The organism is Nocardioides phosphati, assembly GCF_014646375.1.
GTDB classification, from domain to species: Bacteria; Actinomycetota; Actinomycetes; order Propionibacteriales; family Nocardioidaceae; genus Nocardioides; species Nocardioides phosphati.
The window spans coordinates 347,268-363,910 of record NZ_BMNI01000001.1 but is presented as its reverse complement, the minus strand read 5'-3'; the positions used below and the strand labels follow the sequence as shown (position 1 = coordinate 363,910).

The window sequence follows — 16,643 nt, the reverse complement described above, 5'->3', positions numbered from 1 at the left end:
GCGTGGTCTAGGGTCGCGGTGGCTGCGCGGTGTTTCGCGCGCATCCCCGGCGGGCTTCCCCACCCTCCCCGCCGTGACGACTGAACGAAAAGAATGAGGAGGCCGTCATGGCTGAGTCCTGGAGCGGCGAGTTCTACTGCGTGAAGTGCAAGGAGAAGCGCGAGGCCACGGGCGAGATCCGTGTCAACGAGAAGGGCACCAAGATGGCCAAGGCCGTCTGCCCGGTCTGCTCGACCAACCTGAACCGGATCCTCGGCAAGGCCTGAGTCCGGCGCGCGGCACTGCCGCACTCTGACTTCGACCCCCGGTCCTCACGGACCGGGGGTCGTGTCATTCTCCGGCGGCCGCGACGAGCCTGTGGAGGACGTACGCCGGGTGGCTGGGCGCCGTGGCAGCCTGCGGGCATGCCGCACGATCCCGACCCGCAGAGCCCGCACCTGGCGGAGCCCGAGGCCACACCCCACCCGGGCTTCCCCGCGCGCGTCGCGCTTCGCCCCGGCGTACGGGTGGTGCGGAGGTCGGCCACGGAGCTGCAGGTCGGCCTCGGCGCCGATCGCGCCGTCGTGCTGCCCGACGACCCGTCGGTGCGCCTGGTCCTGCGCGGGCTTGACGACGGCCAGCCACCGCCACCGCCCGCCCACCTGACGCCCGCAGCGCGCCACGCGTGCGACCTGCTCCTCGCGCGCGGGCTCGTCGTCGACGCCGGCGCCTGGTGCTCGGCGCTCCACCGGCTCGACGGCCCCGCCGCAGCGGCCCGCTCCGCGCTCGTCGCCGAGGACGGCGACGAGGCGCTCCCCCTCCTGGACCGGCGGCGCTCCGTGCGGATCGGCCTGTCGACCGCCGGGCTGTCCGACGCAGCCGCACAGCTGGAGGGGCTCCTGCAGATGGCCGGCCTCGCCACGGTGCGCAACGACCGCGCCGGCCGCGCCGACGTGGTCGCTGTCCTCACCGAGGGCGAGCCCGACCGGAGCCTGCTCGACGACCTCGTGGCCGCCGAGCGGCCGCACGTGGTGCTCGTGGTCTGCGAAGGCCACGTCCGGATCGGACCGTTCGTCCATCCGGGGCTGACCGCCTGCCAGCGCTGCCTCGACGCCTTCGCAGCCGAGCGCGACCCGCGCCACGCCCTCGTGCTGGAGCAGTACGCCGGGGCCTCCCGCCCACTCTGGGGCCTGCCGCCGCCGGTGCCCGCGGACCTCGTCACCCTGGCCACCGGGCTCCTCGCCCGCGACCTGACCCGCTGGGCCGACGTGCGCCAGCCGGCGACCTGGTCGACGACCATCGAGGTCGACCCCGCCCTCTCGCTCCCCCGAATGACGTGGAGCCGCCACGCGGCCTGCGGTTGCAGCAGCAACCTCAGGACCGCGTGACGGCTCCGGATCTCACAGGCGGGCGAGGACGCGGCGTGCGTCGTACGCTGCGCGCTCGGCCCTGAGGCCCAGGCGGACGGCCCGGCTGAGCAGCTGGCCACGGCGTTCTCGCTCGGCCTCGGCGCGACGCACCATGGCGATCTCGCGCGCCGAAAGGTGGGACTGGACGTACATCTCGGTGCTCCGTTCGACTTCGGGTGGGAGGACGGCCGCGGTGGGCGGGGTCATGCCGCCACCGCGTCCTTGCGCGGACGTCCGCGAGGGCGCTTGCGCGGGATGACCACTCCCTGGAGGAAGAGCTCACCGCCCCACACGCCCCACGGCTCGCGCCGCTCGAGTGCGCCGGCCAGGCAGGCGGCCTGGATCGGGCACGACTGACAGAGGGCCTTGGCGTACTCGACATCGCCCGGCTGCTCGGCGAAGAAGAGCTCCGGGTCATTGACGTGACACGGGAACTCGTCGTCGACCAGCTGTGCGGTGCTGCGCTCGAGAACGCTGGTGGTCATCTGTGTTCACCTCCTGGGTGTGGACCGGTGGGTCCTGGGTGGTCTGAGAAATGAAGAAGGCCGCGGAACCCGGGTTTCGGGTTCCGCGGCCTGGAGAGCGCCGGCACTGACTCAGCAGTGCGGTGGACTCCAGACCGGAACACCCGGGACGTTGTGCTTGGCGTTGCGCGGGGCGTCGAGCCAGCCACGCGTGCCACCGAAGGCAGCGGCGGACGGCATGGCGAGACGACGCAGCTGTACGGCGCACGTGGCGAACGTGGTCGTGATCTCCATGGGGGTCCACCTCCTTCGGGTGTCTCGGGTCTGATGCGGACGGCGACGTTTCGGTCGCCTTGCAGACGACCGTAACGTGCCCCACTTGTAAGGGGCAAACCATTTATTGACGAATGTCGTCGAAATGCTGCCAAACGCCTCTGGACGCCGGCTCGGCCTCACGCCGAGGTCGTCTGCGTCACTCCGCGGCGACGATGGCGAGGACGTCCTCGCCGTACTGCTCGGCCTTCTTGGCGCCGATGCCGGCGATGCGCAGCAGCGCGCCGGGGCCGTCGGGCCGGTGCTCGGCGATCAGCTCGAGGGTCTTGTCCGTGAAGACGACGTACGCCGGCACCTTGGCCTCCGCCGCCCGCTCGAGGCGCCACACCTTGAGGCGCTCGAACAGCGCCTCGTCGTAGGCCGCCGGGCAGCCCTCGCAGCGGCCGGTCTTGCGCTCCCCCGCGCTGGAGAGCGGCTTGCCGCAGGTGCGGCAGTGCTGCGCCCGGCGGGCGCCGGTGACGCTGGAGCGGTTGCTGGTCGAGGAGCCCTCGGGCCGGAGGCCGTCGAGGAAGCGCGACGGCTTGCGGCTGCGCCGCTGGCCGGGATTGCGCGCAGCCGCCCAGCTGACCCGCAGGTGGAGCCGGGCGCGGGTGAGGCCGACATAGAGCAGCCGGCGCTCCTCCTCGATCTCGCGCGGCGTCTTCGCGAACGTGATCGGCAGCGAGCCCTCCTGGACGCCGCAGACGAAGACGGCGTCCCACTCGAGGCCCTTGGCCGCGTGCATCGTCGCCAGGGTGACACCGCCGGCGACCGGGGCGTGCTGCTCGGAGGCGCGGCGGTCGAGGTCGTCGACGAAGTCGCCCAGGCGGCCCGGGTGCTCGACGGCGTAGGCCTCGGCCTGCGAGACGAGCGCCTGCAGCGACTCCCATCGGTCGCGGGCACTGCCGCGGGCGGAGGGCGGCTCCGGGGCCCAGCCGAGGCCCGAGAGCGTGCCCTTCACCGCGTCGACCAGGTCGTCGGGGTCGCCCTGGGACCGGGCGGTGCCGCGCAGCAGGGTGATCGCCTGGCGGACCTCCTGGCGGTCGAAGAAGCGCGCCGCACCGCGGATCACGTAGGGCACGTTGCGCGCCGCGAGGGCGTCCTCGAACGCCTCGGACTGGGCGTTGATGCGGAAGAGCACGGCGATCTCGCTGACCGGGGTGCCGTCGGCGACGAGCTTCGCGATCTCGGCGGCGACGGCCTCGGCCTCGGCGACCTCGTCGTCGTACTCGAGGTAGCGGACGCTCGCGCCGGACGGGCGCTGCGCGCGGAGGTCGACGCCGCGCGAACTGGTGCCGGCCAGCAGGCCGTTGGCCGCCGCGACGACCTCGGGGGTGGAGCGGTAGTTGCGGACCAGCTCGACCTTCGTCGTGCCCGGGAAGCGCTGGGGGAAGTTGCGCAGGAAGTCGGCGTCGGCACCGGCGAAGCTGTAGATGGTCTGCGCCGGGTCGCCGACGACGCAGAGCTCGTCGCGGCCACCGAGCCAGAGGTCGAGCAGCGTCGACTGGAGCGGCGAGACGTCCTGGAACTCGTCGACGACGAAGAACTTGTACTGCCGCCGCACCTGTGCGGCCACCCGCTCGTCGTCGGCCAGGAGCCCGGCGGTGAGCAGGAGGACGTCCTCCATGTCCATGCGGCCCGACGAGCGCTTCACGTCCTCGTAGGAGGCGTAGGCGTGGGCGACCGTCGAGGCGTCGGCGCCGTTGACCTCGCGGCCCCGCGCAGGCGCGACCGAGACGTAGTCGTCGGGGCTCACGTTGCTGACCTTGGCCCACTCGATCTCGCTGGCGAGGTCGCGCAGCAGGCCCTGGTCGGTGTTGATCCGGAGCCGGCGGACCGCCTGGGCCATCAGGCCGAGCTTCGACTCGGTGAGCTGCGGCAGGTCGGTGCCGTGGATCGCGGGCCAGAAGTAGCGCAGCTGGCGCAGCGCAGCGGCGTGGAACGTGCGCGCCTGGACCCCGGGCGCGCCGAGGTCGCGCAGACGGGTGCGCATCTCCCCCGCGGCGCGGGTCGTGAACGTGACGGCCAGGACCTCGGTCGGCTGGTAGACCCCCTCGGCGACGCCGTGGGCGATGCGGTGCGTGATCGCGCGGGTCTTGCCCGTGCCGGCACCGGCCAGCACCTGCACCGGGCCCCGCAGCGCCTCGGCGACGCGCCTCTGCTCGGGGTCGAGTCCTGCGAGCAGGTCGCCACCCAGGTCGGATCGAAGCATGGCGGCAAGACTAGAGGCCCCCACCGACACCGGCCGAGCGGCGTACACAGGCGGGAATGCACGGGGGCGGGCCCCGGTTGTGCAGGCCATGAGCGCCGTCACGATGTACAGCACCCAGTGGTGCGGCTACTGCCACCGCCTGAAGAGCCAGCTCGACCGCGAGGGCATCGCCTACGAGGTCATCGACATCGAGCGGAACGAGGACGCCGCCGTCACCGTCATGCAGGTCAACGGTCGCAACCAGACCGTCCCCACCCTCGTGTACGCCGACGGCTCGGCGCAGACGAACCCCTCGCTCGCGCAGGTGAAGGCGAAGCTCGCCTCGCTCTGAGCCGCCTCTCCCCGGGTCACCAGTGACCGGGGAGCTCCCCGCCGTACCAAGCCTCGATCAGCTCGCGTGAGATCGAGATGCCGCGACCGGGCAGGGAGATCTCGCCCGACTCCGCCTGCGCCCGCAGCTCCGCGCGGGTGAACCACCGTGCGTCGGCGAGCTCGACCGGGTCGACGGTGATCTCCGTCGACGTGGCACGGCCGAAGAAGCCGAGCATCAGCGAGCTCGGGAACGGCCACGCCTGGCTGCCGAACCACTGCACCTCGCCGACCACGACGCCGGCCTCCTCGAGCACCTCGCGGCGTACGGAGTCCTCGAGCGACTCCCCCGGCTCCGCGAAGCCGGCGAGCGTCGAGAAGCGCGTCGGCCCCCACTGCAGGCCGCTGCCGAGCAGGCAGCGCTCCTCCGGCGAGCCCGGCTCGCCGTCGGTGATGAGCATGATCACCGCCGGCTCGATCCGCGGGAAGTGCTCGCGGCTGCAGGCGTCGCAGACCAGCACGTGACCCGCCTGCTGTGCGGTGAGGGCACCGCCACAACGCGGGCAGAAGCGCGTGCGGTCGAGCCACTCCGCCATGCCGACCGCGTGGAAGACGAGCGCCCGGTCCCAGCCGTCCTGCATCATGTGCCGGCCCACCTCGCGCAGCCCGACCCACTCCTCGCCCTCCTGCCCCGGCACGTGCCACGCGAAGTACGTCGCGCCGTCGCGCTCGCCGAGCAGGATGCGGACGCCGCCTTCGGTGGTCGTGTCGACCTCCACGCCCGGAACCCAGTCGGGCCTGCCGTCACGTGCGCGGATCCGGCCGCCGGACACGGGAAGCACACGGGCCGCCGGGTCCTGCCAGCGCTCGTCGAGCCCGGCACCGTCGCCGCGCAGGTGGCCGAGGCGGTCGTGGGCGCTGAGCTCTCTCATGGTCCGATCATGGCAGTGCGGCACGGCGAGAGCGCGGCGGGTCAGGGCCGGAGCAGGGCTTCGAGCTCGGAGCGGTCCGGCAGGTCGGTGGGCTCGACCGTGCGGCCGGTGCGCACGTAGTGGAACGCCGCCCGCACACGCTCGACGGGCACCCCCTTGAGCTCGGCCCAGGCCTGGCGGTAGACGGCGAGCTGGAGCGGGTCAGCGCTCTCGGTCTTGCTGGTCTTCCAGTCGACGACGAGGAAGCCGTCGGAACCGTCGGGCATCCGCTCGGCGTAGACAGCGTCGATCCGGCCACGGATCACCTGCCCGCCGAGCACCAGGGCGAACGGTGGCTCGACGGCGACCGGCACGCGCTCAGCGAAGGCGCCCGCCTCGAACGCCTCGACCAGCTCGCGCAGCTCCGCCTCATCGATCTCGGCGTCGCCCGCACCCGGCAGCTCGTCGAGCCCGATCAGCTGCTGCTGGCCGAAGCGCGCCTCGACCCAGGCGTGGAACCGCGTGCCGAAGCGCGCGGCCGGCGACGGCTTGCGCGGCATCGGGCGGGCCAGGTCGCGGGTGAACGCCTCCGCGTCATCGCGCAGCCGCGCCAGCGACGTCGCGGAGAGGGACGACGGCATCGGCACGACGATCTCCGTGGAACGCTCGGCCCGCGCCTCGGCGAGAAGGCGCTCGAGCTCGGCGTCCCACTCCTGGACGACCGAGGCGTGCACCAGGTCGAGCTCGGGCTCCGGCTGCGCGAGGTCGACCGCGCGGACGCGCGCGGCGGCGTCGCGACGGAGCTGCATCTCGCGACCCACGCCGGTCAGCGGCCACGGCACACTCGGATCGGCCTCGGCCAGCGGGTTGACCTCGCCCTTGGCCGGGACGCCGAGCCACGGCGTGGGCTCCTCGCCCCACCCGACGAGCGCCTCACGCACCGCCAGCTGGTAGGCCGACGGGCCGAACGGCGACTTGCGCGCGCCCCACTGGTAGGAGCTGACCACCAGTCGCCTCGCCGCGCGGGTGAACGCGACGTAGCCGAGGCGGAGCTCCTCCTCCTGGCCGTGCGCCCGCGTGGCGTCGCGGTAGGCATCGAGGGCCTTCTTGTCCCAGCCGCCGAGCTGCGGCTGGTCGATCGCGTCGCCGCGGAGCGGAGCGGGCAGCACCGAGGGCGAGGAGGTCCACAGGGTGCGCGAGCGGTTGGACGGGAACCGGGTCTCACACACGCCCACGCAGAAGACCGTCGCCCACTCGAGCCCCTTCGAGCGGTGGACGGTGAGCAGCTTGACGGAGTCGGCCTCGGTCGGGGTGGCGACGTCGAGGCCGTTGCCCTGGTCGTCCTCGGCGGTGAGGTACGCCAGCAGTGCGGCGAGCGAGACGTCGCCGTCGACCGCCTGGAAGTCGGCGACCGCCTTCACGAAGAGGTCGAGGTTGTCGCGCCGGGCCGTTGCCGCAGGGCTCACCGCGGCGGCGAGCTCGACGTCGACGCCGGACGCGTCGATGATCCGGCGGACGACGTCGAGGAGCGGGTCGGAGGCGTGCTGGCGGAGCATGCGGAGCTCGCCCGCCAGGAGCGCGAAGCGCTCGCGCGCCTCCACGCTGTAGGGCAGCTCACCGGGATCGTCGAGCGCGTCACCGAGCGAGGGCACCTCAGCCGGGTCGACGCCGTCGGCGATCTGGGCCAGCTGCTCGCCGATGCCGGCCGCCTCCTGGCGCCCGCCGCGGCCGGCGATCTCCTGCGCGCGCTGGCCGAGCAGCTTGAGGTCGCGCGCGCCGATCGCCCACCGCGGGCCGGTCAGCAGCGTCAGCAGCGCGGCGTTGGCGGTCACGTCGTGGAGCAGGTGGAGGGTCGCCACGATCTCGGCGACCTCCGGCAGGCGGAGCAGGCCGGAGAGGCCGACGATCTCGACGGGGATGCCCTGGCTGGTCAGCGCGTCGAAGACCTCCGCGGCGTGCGCGTTGTCGCGTGTCAGCACGCCGATGTCGGACCAGAGGCCGCCCTTCTCCCCCGTGTGGGCCGCAGCGACCTCAGTGGCCAGCCACGCCAGCTCCTCGGCGTACGTCGGGAAGGTGCGGGCCTCGACGACGCCCTCGCCGGCGCTCTCGGGCGCCTCCAGGGGCGCGACCTGCGGAAACTTCTCCAGCAGCGGCTGCGCGAGCCGGTTGGCAACCTCGAGGATGCGCCGCTCGGAGCGGCGGTTGACGGTCAGCGGGTGGGTCCGCACGCCCGCAGGCCCGCTCACCGCCGGGAAGGCGTCAGCGAAGTTGAGGATGTTGGAGACCGACGCACCGCGCCATCCGTAGATCGCCTGGTTGGGGTCGCCGACCGCCGTGACCGGGTGGCCCTCGCCGAAGAGCCGGCTCAGCATGATCGCCTGGGCGACGGAGGTGTCCTGGTACTCGTCGAGGAGGACGACCCTGAACCGGCGACGCTCGATCTCGCCGACCTCGGGCTGCTCGACCGCGAGCCGGGCGCCGAGCTCGATCTGGTCGGCGAAGTCCATCAGGCCGAGGTCACCCTTGAGCCGGCGGTACGACGCGACGAGGCCGAGGAGCTCGGCTCGCCGCTCGATCACGTTGAGCACGCCCGCCAGCGCGTCGACGTGGGTCTTGACCCGCTTGCCGGCATCGAGCTCCGCACGCGCCCGGGACAGCGCCTCACCGAACCGCTCGCGCGCCTCGGCATCGACACGGCGGACGTCGTCGGGACCGACGAGGTGCTCCGACATCGCGCCGTCGAGGGCGAGCAGGCCCTGGATCACCGCCGGCGGGTGGTCGGACAGGAGCCTCACGTCGCCGGTGTAGCGGTCGACCACACGCGCGCCGAGCTGGTAGCGCGCGGCGTCGGTGATGACACGGGTGTCGGGCTCGTGGCCGATGCGCAGGCCATGGTCGGCCAGGAGCGTCGAGGCATAGGCGTTGTAGGTCGCGACCGTCGGCTCGAGGACGTCCTCGGGCTCGCCGTCGTCGCCGATGACGGGCTCCATGACGCCGGCGCGCTGCAGCGCCTCGCGGATCCGGACCCGGAGCTCGGCGGCGGCCTTGGTCGTGAAGGTCAGGCCGAGCACCTCCTCCGGCCGCACCTGCCCGGTGGCGACGAGGTAGACCACCCGCGCGGCCATCAGCGTGGTCTTGCCCGATCCCGCACCGGCGATCACGACGGCCGGCTCGAGGGGTGCCGAGATCGCCTGCCACTGCTGGGTGCTCGGCGCGTAGTCGGTGCGCATGACCCGCTGGAGGTCCTCGGGGGAGCTGATCTCGATCGGAGTCATCACTGGGACACCACCGATCCGGCGGAGCGTGCAGGGCAGATCGCGGTGAAGGCGCAGCGCTCGCAGTGGGCGCCCGAGACGGCCGGGAACTGCTCGGACCTGACCAGCCGCGCGGTCAGCGCGAGCTGCTCCTGCAGCAGCCGCCGCTCGGCGCCCTCGGCAGCGTGCTGGGCCTGGCGCTGCACGGTGGCATCGGCGAGCCCGTCCTCCAGGCCGAGCTGGAGCAGCTCGGCGCCGCCCGAGCCCGCGCTGACGCCCTCCACGGCGCCGGCGTCGACGGCGTACTGGTACAGGGCGAGCTGGGTGTGGCGCTCGACGGCGGGGCCGGTCGGCTTGCTACGGCCCGTCTTGAGGTCGACGATCACCACGCGGCCGTCCCGGTCGAGCTCGAGACGGTCGGCGAAGCCGGTGAGACGGACCCGCTCCACCACACCGGACCCGTCGGCGGGCAGCTCGACCTCGACCGAGAAGCGGACCTCGGTGCCGAGCAGCTGGCGCTGGTTGGCGGCGTGCCAGACGAGGAACTTGAGCAGCCCCTGCCGGACCCGCTCGTGCTCACGGGCCGAGGACCACGGCGTGCGGAAGGCGAGCCGCCCCCACACGTGGTCGACCTGCTCCATGAGTACGTCGAGGTCGGGGGTCAGCTCGCCGGTCGCAACGCGCTCCGCGAGGGCGTGGACGAGCTGGCCGAGGTTGGCCGACTGGTGGGCCGCGCCTGCTCCCCCGGCCTCCCGCTCGAGGAACCACGCCATCGGGCAGGTCAGCACGCTCTCGAGCATGCTCGCCGAGACCGGAACCGGCTGGTCGGCCTCACGCACGGGCTGCTGGCTGCGGCTCGCTGCGCGGGTGCCCCACCAGGAGCCGGGGTCGGCCAGCGCGACACCTTCGGCCGCGAGCCGGGCCAGCCGCCGGGCAGCTGCGTCGCGCAACTCATCGGGCGCCTCCGGGTCGGCCAGCGTGCGCCGCAGCTCGGCGACCATGCCCCCGAGGGACAGCGGACGACGCGGACGCCCGGCGTGATGGCGGATCGGGAGACTCTCGGGTCGGTCGCGCACCACCTCGGTCGGGAACAGGTCGGTGAGGAAGCGCGAGGGCTGCTCCCCCTCGTCGTCCGAGGACTTCACCGCGGTCACGACGAGTCGCTCCCGGGCACGCGTGCACGCGACGTAGAAGAGGCGGCGCTCCTCCATCAGCAGCTCGCGGGTCGTGAGCGGCGGCTGCAGGACCGGCGCTCCCGACGGATCCGCCCCGATCAGGTCGGCGCCGAGGAGCGACGAACGACGCCGCAGGTCGGGCCAGCCGTCCTCCTGGACGTGGGCCACCACGACGAGACGCCACTCGAGCCCCTTGGAGCGGTGGGCCGTGAGGAGACGGACGGCGGCACCGCGGACGCCGCGGTCGGCGAGCGTGTCGCCGGGGAGCTCCTGGGCCACGAGCGTGGCCAGGAACGTCGCGACTCCGGTGTGGTCGCGCTGCTCCTCGACCCGGGCCGCCGCCTCGAAGAGGGCGCAGATCGCGTCGAGGTCGCGGTGGGCCCGGCGTGCCGCGGCGCCACCGGCCTCGACGCCGCGGCGCAGGCGAGCCGGCCAGGGGGTGCCGTCCCAGAGGGTCCAGAGCACCTCCTCGGCGGTCGCGCCAGCGACGACCTGGGCCCGCACCCGGACGAGCAGGTCGGCGAAGGCGCGGGCCCGGGTGACCTCCGGCCCGGTGAGCCCGTCGAGGAAGCCGGGCTCGACCACCGCGAGCCGCAGCAGCTCGCGCGAGGGTCGGGCGGTCGCTCCGGACTCGCCGGCGAGCGTCTTCTCGCGGGCCCGCAGCGCGCGGGCCAGGCGCCGGGCGTCGCCAGCGTCGAGCCCGCCGAGCGGACCGGTGAGGAGCGCCTCGGCGCGCGCGGCGCCGACGTGCTCGACCGACTCGGGGTCGTCGTCATCGAGGTGGACCGCCGCCCGGAGCGCGTCGAGGAGTGGCAGGACCGCCGGGTCCCGCACGAGCGGAAGGTCGTCGGAGGCGACCTCCACCGGCACGCCGGCGGCTGCCAGCGAACGCCGCAGCGCGGGGATCGAGGTGCGCCCCGAGCGGACGAGCACGGCCATCTCGTCCCACCCGACACCGTCCTCGAGATGTGCGCGGCGGAGCAGGTCGGCGAGGTGCTCGGCCTCGGCCCGCTCGGTGTCGAAGGTGCGGACCTCCACCGAGCCGTCGCCGTAGGTGCCCGGGAGCGCGACGGGGTCGAGGAACGCCTCCCGCGCCGAAGGCGGGATGGTGCCCTGCAGCGAGAGCCGGCTCGCGACCGCCTGACCCGCACGCAGCAGCCGGGGGCCGAAGCGCCGGGTGGTGCGCAGGGCCACCACGTCGGCCGGGGAGCCGTCGGCCTGCGGGAACGCCGTCGGGAACTCGAGGATGCCGCGCACCTCGGCCCCGCGGAAGCCGTAGATCGACTGGTGGGGGTCACCGACCACGGTCAGCGAACGGCCGTCGCCCGCGAGCGCACGGAGCAGGTCGACCTGACCGGGGTCGGTGTCCTGGTACTCGTCGACGAAGACGTGGCTGAACCGTGCGCGCAGCTCGGCGCGGTGGGTGTGCGCCTCGATCGCGGCACGGCGGATCAGGTCGGCGTAGTCGGTCGCCCCCTGGGCGTCGAGGACCGCGAGGTACTGGTCGAGGAAGGCACCGGCAGCGGCGAACGCCGGCAGGTCGTGGTCGCGCCCGAGCTGCGCGAGGCCGACGGGGTCGAGCCCCTTCTCACGGGCCCGGCCGAGGACCGCCTGGACCTCGCGAGCGAAGCCGCGCGTGCCGAGGGCACGCTGCAACGACGGCGGCCACGACACCGACTCGGGGTGGTCGCCGAGGAGCTCGCGGAGCACGACGTCGGCCTCGGGCGCGCTCAGCAGGCGCAGCGGCGCGTCGTAGAGCTCCTTGGGGGCGTAGGCCCGGATCAGGCCGTAGGCGAAGGAGTGGAAGGTGCTGCACATGGTAGCCGTCGTCGTGCGCCCGATGCGCGCGGTGACCCGGTCGCGCAGCTGCTCGGCAGCCTTGCGCGAGAAGGTCAGCGCGAGGATCGACTCGGGGGCGACGCCATCGCGCTCGATGCGGGTCGCGATCGCCTCGACCAGCGTCGTCGTCTTGCCCGTGCCCGGACCGGCGAGGACCAGCAGCGGACCCGCGGCGTGGTCGACGACCGCCTGCTGCGCAGCGTCGAGCACGACGGCCGCGGGGGCCGCCGCAGCCGGGGTCTCGAGCCGGTACGTCGTCACGCGGACAACCCTGACAGAGACCACCGACACGGGACGCACGAACGCCCCGGACCGCAGTGGTCCGGGGCGTTCGGGCTGTGGATCAGCGCAGGCTCAGTACGAGGGCTGCGACGGGTCGATCTGGTTGACCCAGGCCACGACGCCACCGCCGACGTGGACGGCGTCGGAGAAGCCGGCGCCCTTGAGGATCGCGAGCACCTCGGCCGAGCGGACGCCCGACTTGCAGTGCAGGACGACCTGCTTGTCCGACGGCAGCTTCTCGAGGGCCGAGCCGTTGAGGAAGTCGCCCTTGGGGATGAGCGTCGCACCGGGGATCCGGTTGATGTCCCACTCGACCTGCTCGCGCACGTCGACGAGGAAGATGTCGTCACGATCGTCGAGCCACTGCTTGAGCTGGTGGACCGAGATCGTCGAGCCGGCAGCCGCGTCGGCAGCCTCCTCGGAGACCGCGCCACAGAACGACTCGTAGTCGATGAGCTCGGTGACCGTGGCGTTCTCGCCGCAGAGCGCGCAGTTCGGGTCGCGACGGACCTTGAGCTTGCGGTACTCCATCTCGAGCGCGTCGTAGATCATCAGCTTGCCGACGAGCGGGTCGCCCATGCCGGTGAGCATCTTGATGGCCTCGTTGACCTGGATCGAGCCGATGCTCGCGCACAGCACGCCCAGGACGCCGCCCTCGGCGCAGGACGGGACCATGCCCGGCGGCGGCGGCTCGGGGTAGAGGCAGCGGTAGCAGGGCGCCTCGGCGGCGGCCTCACGCATGACCGGGTCGTCGGAGTTGCGCAGGCCGGCGGCGTACACCGAGGCCTGGCCGTCGAAGCGGTAGATCGAGCCCCAGACGTACGGGATGCCCAGGAAGTACGCCGCGTCGTTGACCATGTAGCGCGTCGCGAAGTTGTCGGTGCCGTCGACGATGAGGTCGTAGCCCTCGAAGATCGCGTAGACGTTGTCGTTGTCGAGGCGCTCGCCGTGGACGACGACCTTGACCAGCGGGTTGATCTCCTCGACGGACTCCTTCGCGGAGATCGCCTTCGGGCGGCCGACGTCGGACTGGCCGTGGATGATCTGGCGCTGCAGGTTGGACTCGTCGACCTCGTCGAACTCGACGATGCCGATCGTGCCGACACCGGCTGCCGCGAGGTACATCAGCGCCGGGGAGCCGAGACCACCCGCGCCGATCACGAGCACCTTGGCGTTCTTCAGGCGCTTCTGCCCGATCATGCCCACGTCGGGGATGATCAGGTGACGGCTGTAGCGGCGGACCTCGTCGACGGTCAGCTCGGCTGCCGGCTCCACGAGTGCGGGGATGGACACGCAAGGCTCCTCGGGTCGGAAAACTTCGGTCGTACGGCGGTTCAGGTCGGCCAACGCGGCGTACGGCGCCATTGTTCCCCACCGCCTCCCGCCCACCGTGCCGTGACCGAATCGCAACCAGCAGATGGCTGGACAGTGCACACATCGCGCGCTTGAGTCGGACCTGGCCCACGCCGACCCGCCCCGGCCTGCCTGACCGGCGCGGACAGCACTCTCGGAAGGCGACACACGTGAAGAGATTTGCCACCGGCCTCATGGCCGGGACCGCCACGCTGGCACTCGCAGCCACCACGCTGCCCGCGTCGGCCCAGGAGCCCACACCGCTCCAGGCGGAGCAGAAGCAGGTCCAGCGGACCGACAACCACCCCGGCCGCTCACCGCGAAGCAGGACCGCCTGAAGAAGAAGGCGCTCGCCCTGCTCGACAACGGCAAGGCCCGGCTCAAGGCCCAGCCCGACGGCGGCGCCACGGTCAGCCTCGGCGCCGGCCAGTACGTCGAGTTCCCGACCGCCGACAAGACCGACGAGGTCTGGACGATCCTCGCCGACTTCGGCACCGACTCGTCGGGGCGCTTCGGGCGCACCCCCGGCCCGGTCCACAACCAGATCCCCCAGCCCGACCGCACGAAGAACAACTCCACCCTCTGGGTCCCCGACTTCGACAAGGCCCACTACGAGAAGATGTTCAACGGGCCCGGGGAGTCCTTCGCCGACTACTACGCGAAGCTCTCGGGCGGGAAGTTCACTGCCCACGACACCGTCGAGGACTGGGTGACCGTCCCCCACAACGGCTCCTACTACGGCGACAACGCCGTCGAGGACACGGGTGGCTCCTGGAGCTTCATCGAGGACTCCGTCAACACCTGGTACGCCGACCAGCTCGCAACGGGCAAGACCTCCGCCGAGATCGACGCGTACCTGTCGCAGTTCGACAAGTGGGACCGCAACGACTTCGACAACGACGGTGACTTCAACGAGCCCGACGGCTACATCGACCACTTCCAGGCCGTCCACGCCGGCGAGGGCGAGGAGGCCGGCGCCGACCCCGACGCGATCTGGTCGCACCGGTGGTACGTCGACGGCGACCTCTACGGCCAGGCCGGCCCGACGGTCGGCGGCTCCCCCAACCTGCTGGGCGGCACGCAGATCGGTGGCTCGAAGTACTTCGTCGGCGACTACACCGTCGAGCCGGAGAACGGTGGCCTCGGCGTCTTCGCCCACGAGTTCGGCCACGACCTCGGGCTGCCCGACTACTACGACACCGATGGCGGCGAGAACGGCACGGCGTTCTGGACCCTGATGTCGTCGGGCTCATGGCTCAACCACGGCACCGAGGACATCGGCTCCGTCCCCGGTCTGATGGGCCCCGAGGAGAAGCTCTTCCTCGGCTGGCTCGACCACAGCACCGTCGGCCTCGGTGAGTCCGGCACCTACACGCTCTCCCCCAGCCAGAACACCGTCGACGGCCAGGACCAGGCGGTCAAGGTGGACCTGCCCGACGCACAGACGACCACGACGTACACCACGCCACCGGAGGGCGCCCATGCCTGGTGGTCCGGCCGGGGTGACGACCTCAACAACACCCTGACCCGGGCCGTCCCCGCCACCAGCAGGGTCGTCGTGTCGGCCGACGCGTGGTTCCAGATCGAGGACGGCTTCGACCACCTCTACGCGGAGTACTCCCTCGACGACGGCGCCACCTGGACGAAGGCCGGCAACGCGCTGACGGGTGCGTCGAAGGGCTGGACCAGCAAGCGCTGGGCCTACGACCCGAAGGGCAAGGCCTCGCTGTTCCGCTTCCGCTACCAGACCGACGGCGGCGTCAACGAGGCCGGCGCCTTCCTCGACGACATCTCGGTCGCCCCCGCGAAGGGCACCGTCTTCACCGACGGTGCCGAGGCCGGCCCGGGCGACTGGACGGCCCGCGGCTGGACGATCAGCACGGGCACGGAGACGAAGTCCTCGACGCGCTACTACCTCATCGAGAACCGTCAGTACGTCGGCTACGACGCCACGCTCGAGACCGGGCCGTACCAGTTCAGCGAGGCGGTCAGCCGCCCCGACTGGGTCGAGCACTTCCCGTTCCAGGACGGGATGCTGGTCTGGTACGTCGACGGGCGCTACCCCGACAACAACGTCAGCGCCCACCCGGGCGCGGGCGCGTCGATGGTCGTCGACGCCCACCCGACGCCGATGGCCTACTCCGACGGCACCCGCCCCAGCAACCGCCGACAGCCCTTCGACGCGACGTTCGGCCTCGACCCCGTCGACCCGGTCTGCCTGCACAAGCAGGTGCCGGACGCGTCGACGGCGGGCTACACGACGTACGAGGCGTGCGCGACGGACCTGGCCGCGAAGGCGACGTTCGACGACAGCAACCCGGACGCCTACTGGTCGGCGGAGAACCCGCAGAACTCGGTGCAGGTCGCGGGCCACGGCGTCCGTGCCACCGTCACCGGCCAGACGGGCAACGCGCTCACCGTGGAGGTGAGCAACCCCGCGGCGTGATCCGCCGCACTGTCGTGGCGACCCGACCGTCTAGGCTCTGGAGCAACAACCAGACGGGAGGGTCGCCATGACAGCTGGCGAGATCGACAGCGTGCCTGCGCGGGGTGCGCGACTGCCCCGCCACGCGCGCCGCGCGCAGCTGCTGGAGTCGGCCCTCGACGTCTTCGCGGCGCAGGGCTACCACGCCGCGGCGATGGATGACATCGCCGCCAAGGCGGGTGTCTCCAAGCCCGTGCTCTACCAGCACTTCCCGGGCAAGTTCGAGCTCTACCTGGCGCTCCTCGAGGCGGCCTGCGACGCGATCATCGAGAACACCCGGGCAGCCCTGCGCTCCACCCAGGACAACAAGCTCCGCGTGGCCGGCACCATGGCGGCGTTCTACGACTACGTCACCGCCGACAACAACGCCTTCCGCCTCGTCTTCGAGTCGGACGTGACCAGCGAGCCGCTGGTGCGTGCGCAGGTCGAGCGCGTGACCACCGAGTGCGCCGAGGCGATCACCGAGGTGATCGCCGAGGACACCGGCCTGCCCACCGAGGCCGCCCACCTGCTCGCCGTGGGCCTGGTCGGCATGGGCCAGGTCAGCGCCCGCTACTGGCTCAACGACCCCGGCTCGCTCAGCCTCGAGGACGCCACCGCCCTGATCTCCGGGCTCGCCTGGCGCGGCATCCGCGGCTACCCCCTTCACTGAACGACGC

14 protein-coding genes are annotated in these 16,643 nt (G+C 72.5%); 6 read left to right on the top strand and 8 right to left on the bottom strand.

Annotated elements, in window-relative coordinates:
* Positions 1 to 107: 107 nt before the first annotated feature.
* Together IEX47_RS01735 and IEX47_RS01730 are read left to right on the top strand one after the other, a co-directional pair.
* Complete coding sequence (locus tag IEX47_RS01735) at positions 108 to 266, top strand: DUF5679 domain-containing protein (RefSeq protein WP_188782256.1); 159 nt, start codon at positions 108 to 110, stop codon at positions 264 to 266.
* A gap of 138 nt (positions 267 to 404) precedes the next feature.
* Complete coding sequence (locus tag IEX47_RS01730; RefSeq protein WP_188782255.1) at positions 405 to 1,367, top strand: hypothetical protein; 963 nt, start codon at positions 405 to 407, stop codon at positions 1,365 to 1,367.
* A 12-nt stretch (positions 1,368 to 1,379) separates the two neighbouring features.
* Here the strand turns inward: IEX47_RS01730 and IEX47_RS01725 are convergent, their stop codons facing one another.
* From IEX47_RS01725 to IEX47_RS01710, 4 genes are all read right to left on the bottom strand, one after another.
* Complete coding sequence (locus IEX47_RS01725) at positions 1,380 to 1,595, bottom strand: hypothetical protein (protein WP_188782253.1); 216 nt, start codon at positions 1,593 to 1,595, stop codon at positions 1,380 to 1,382.
* A complete protein-coding gene (locus IEX47_RS01720; RefSeq protein ID WP_107699031.1) occupies positions 1,592 to 1,873 on the bottom strand; it encodes a WhiB family transcriptional regulator in 282 nt (93 codons plus the stop codon). Before IEX47_RS01720 ends, IEX47_RS01725 begins: the two co-directional genes overlap by 4 nt.
* 111 nt (positions 1,874 to 1,984) lie before the next feature.
* Positions 1,985 to 2,146: a hypothetical protein gene (locus tag IEX47_RS01715; protein ID WP_188782251.1), complete on the bottom strand. Its 162-nt coding sequence runs from the start codon at positions 2,144 to 2,146 to the stop codon at positions 1,985 to 1,987.
* Positions 2,147 to 2,324: 178 nt separating this feature from the next.
* Complete coding sequence (locus tag IEX47_RS01710) at positions 2,325 to 4,376, bottom strand: ATP-dependent DNA helicase UvrD2 (protein WP_188782250.1); 2,052 nt, start codon at positions 4,374 to 4,376, stop codon at positions 2,325 to 2,327.
* 88 nt (positions 4,377 to 4,464) lie between these two features.
* Between IEX47_RS01710 and IEX47_RS01705 the strand changes: the two genes are divergently transcribed.
* Complete coding sequence (locus IEX47_RS01705; protein ID WP_229662538.1) at positions 4,465 to 4,707, top strand: mycoredoxin; 243 nt, start codon at positions 4,465 to 4,467, stop codon at positions 4,705 to 4,707.
* 16 nt (positions 4,708 to 4,723) lie between these two features.
* Here IEX47_RS01705 and nudC read toward each other — a convergent pair whose 3' ends face one another.
* The 4 genes from nudC to moeZ form a co-directional block, all read right to left on the bottom strand.
* Positions 4,724 to 5,617 carry an NAD(+) diphosphatase gene (nudC, locus tag IEX47_RS01700; RefSeq protein ID WP_188782248.1) on the bottom strand — a complete coding sequence of 298 codons (894 nt, stop codon included), beginning with the start codon at positions 5,615 to 5,617 and terminating at the stop codon, positions 4,724 to 4,726.
* Positions 5,618 to 5,658: 41 nt separating this feature from the next.
* Entirely contained in the window at positions 5,659 to 8,871 is a 3,213-nt protein-coding gene (locus tag IEX47_RS01695; RefSeq protein ID WP_188782246.1) for an ATP-dependent helicase, read from the bottom strand.
* Positions 8,871 to 12,125 (bottom strand): ATP-dependent helicase, encoded by a 3,255-nt coding sequence (locus IEX47_RS01690; RefSeq protein ID WP_188782243.1) that lies wholly within the window; start codon positions 12,123 to 12,125, stop codon positions 8,871 to 8,873. Before IEX47_RS01690 ends, IEX47_RS01695 begins: the two co-directional genes overlap by 1 nt.
* Positions 12,126 to 12,218: 93 nt before the next feature.
* Positions 12,219 to 13,439, bottom strand: coding sequence for an adenylyltransferase/sulfurtransferase MoeZ (gene moeZ, locus IEX47_RS01685; RefSeq protein ID WP_188782241.1), 1,221 nt, complete (start codon positions 13,437 to 13,439; stop codon positions 12,219 to 12,221).
* A gap of 230 nt (positions 13,440 to 13,669) precedes the next feature.
* Between moeZ and IEX47_RS17860 the strand changes: the two genes are divergently transcribed.
* From IEX47_RS17860 to IEX47_RS01675, 3 genes are all read left to right on the top strand, one after another.
* The gene (locus tag IEX47_RS17860) at positions 13,670 to 13,837 is read left to right on the top strand and encodes a hypothetical protein (RefSeq protein WP_229662537.1); all 168 of its coding nucleotides are present in this window, start codon (positions 13,670 to 13,672) and stop codon (positions 13,835 to 13,837) included.
* Positions 13,834 to 15,945 (top strand): immune inhibitor A domain-containing protein, encoded by a 2,112-nt coding sequence (locus tag IEX47_RS01680; protein WP_308423246.1) that lies wholly within the window; start codon positions 13,834 to 13,836, stop codon positions 15,943 to 15,945. The genes IEX47_RS17860 and IEX47_RS01680 overlap by 4 nt, the downstream gene beginning before the upstream one ends.
* Positions 15,946 to 16,012: 67 nt before the next feature.
* On the top strand, positions 16,013 to 16,636 hold the full coding sequence (locus tag IEX47_RS01675; protein ID WP_188782239.1) for a TetR/AcrR family transcriptional regulator: 624 nt from the start codon (positions 16,013 to 16,015) through the stop codon (positions 16,634 to 16,636).
* The last annotated feature ends 7 nt before the right edge of the window (positions 16,637 to 16,643 follow it).

Excerpts from the sequence above, each read along its gene's own strand:
- IEX47_RS01735 (WP_188782256.1), top strand. The coding sequence starts at position 108 with ATGGCTGAGTCCTGGAGCGGCGAGTTCTACTGCGTGAAGTGCAAGGAG.
- IEX47_RS01730 (WP_188782255.1), top strand. The coding sequence starts at position 405 with ATGCCGCACGATCCCGACCCGCAGAGCCCGCACCTGGCGGAGCCCGAG.
- IEX47_RS01725 (WP_188782253.1), bottom strand. The coding sequence starts at position 1,595 with ATGACCCCGCCCACCGCGGCCGTCCTCCCACCCGAAGTCGAACGGAGC.
- IEX47_RS01720 (WP_107699031.1), bottom strand. The coding sequence starts at position 1,873 with ATGACCACCAGCGTTCTCGAGCGCAGCACCGCACAGCTGGTCGACGAC.
- IEX47_RS01715 (WP_188782251.1), bottom strand. The coding sequence starts at position 2,146 with ATGGAGATCACGACCACGTTCGCCACGTGCGCCGTACAGCTGCGTCGT.
- IEX47_RS01710 (WP_188782250.1), bottom strand. The coding sequence starts at position 4,376 with ATGCTTCGATCCGACCTGGGTGGCGACCTGCTCGCAGGACTCGACCCC.
- IEX47_RS01705 (WP_229662538.1), top strand. The coding sequence starts at position 4,465 with ATGAGCGCCGTCACGATGTACAGCACCCAGTGGTGCGGCTACTGCCAC.
- nudC (WP_188782248.1), bottom strand. The coding sequence starts at position 5,617 with ATGAGAGAGCTCAGCGCCCACGACCGCCTCGGCCACCTGCGCGGCGAC.
- IEX47_RS01695 (WP_188782246.1), bottom strand. The coding sequence starts at position 8,871 with ATGACTCCGATCGAGATCAGCTCCCCCGAGGACCTCCAGCGGGTCATG.
- IEX47_RS01675 (WP_188782239.1), top strand. The coding sequence starts at position 16,013 with ATGACAGCTGGCGAGATCGACAGCGTGCCTGCGCGGGGTGCGCGACTG.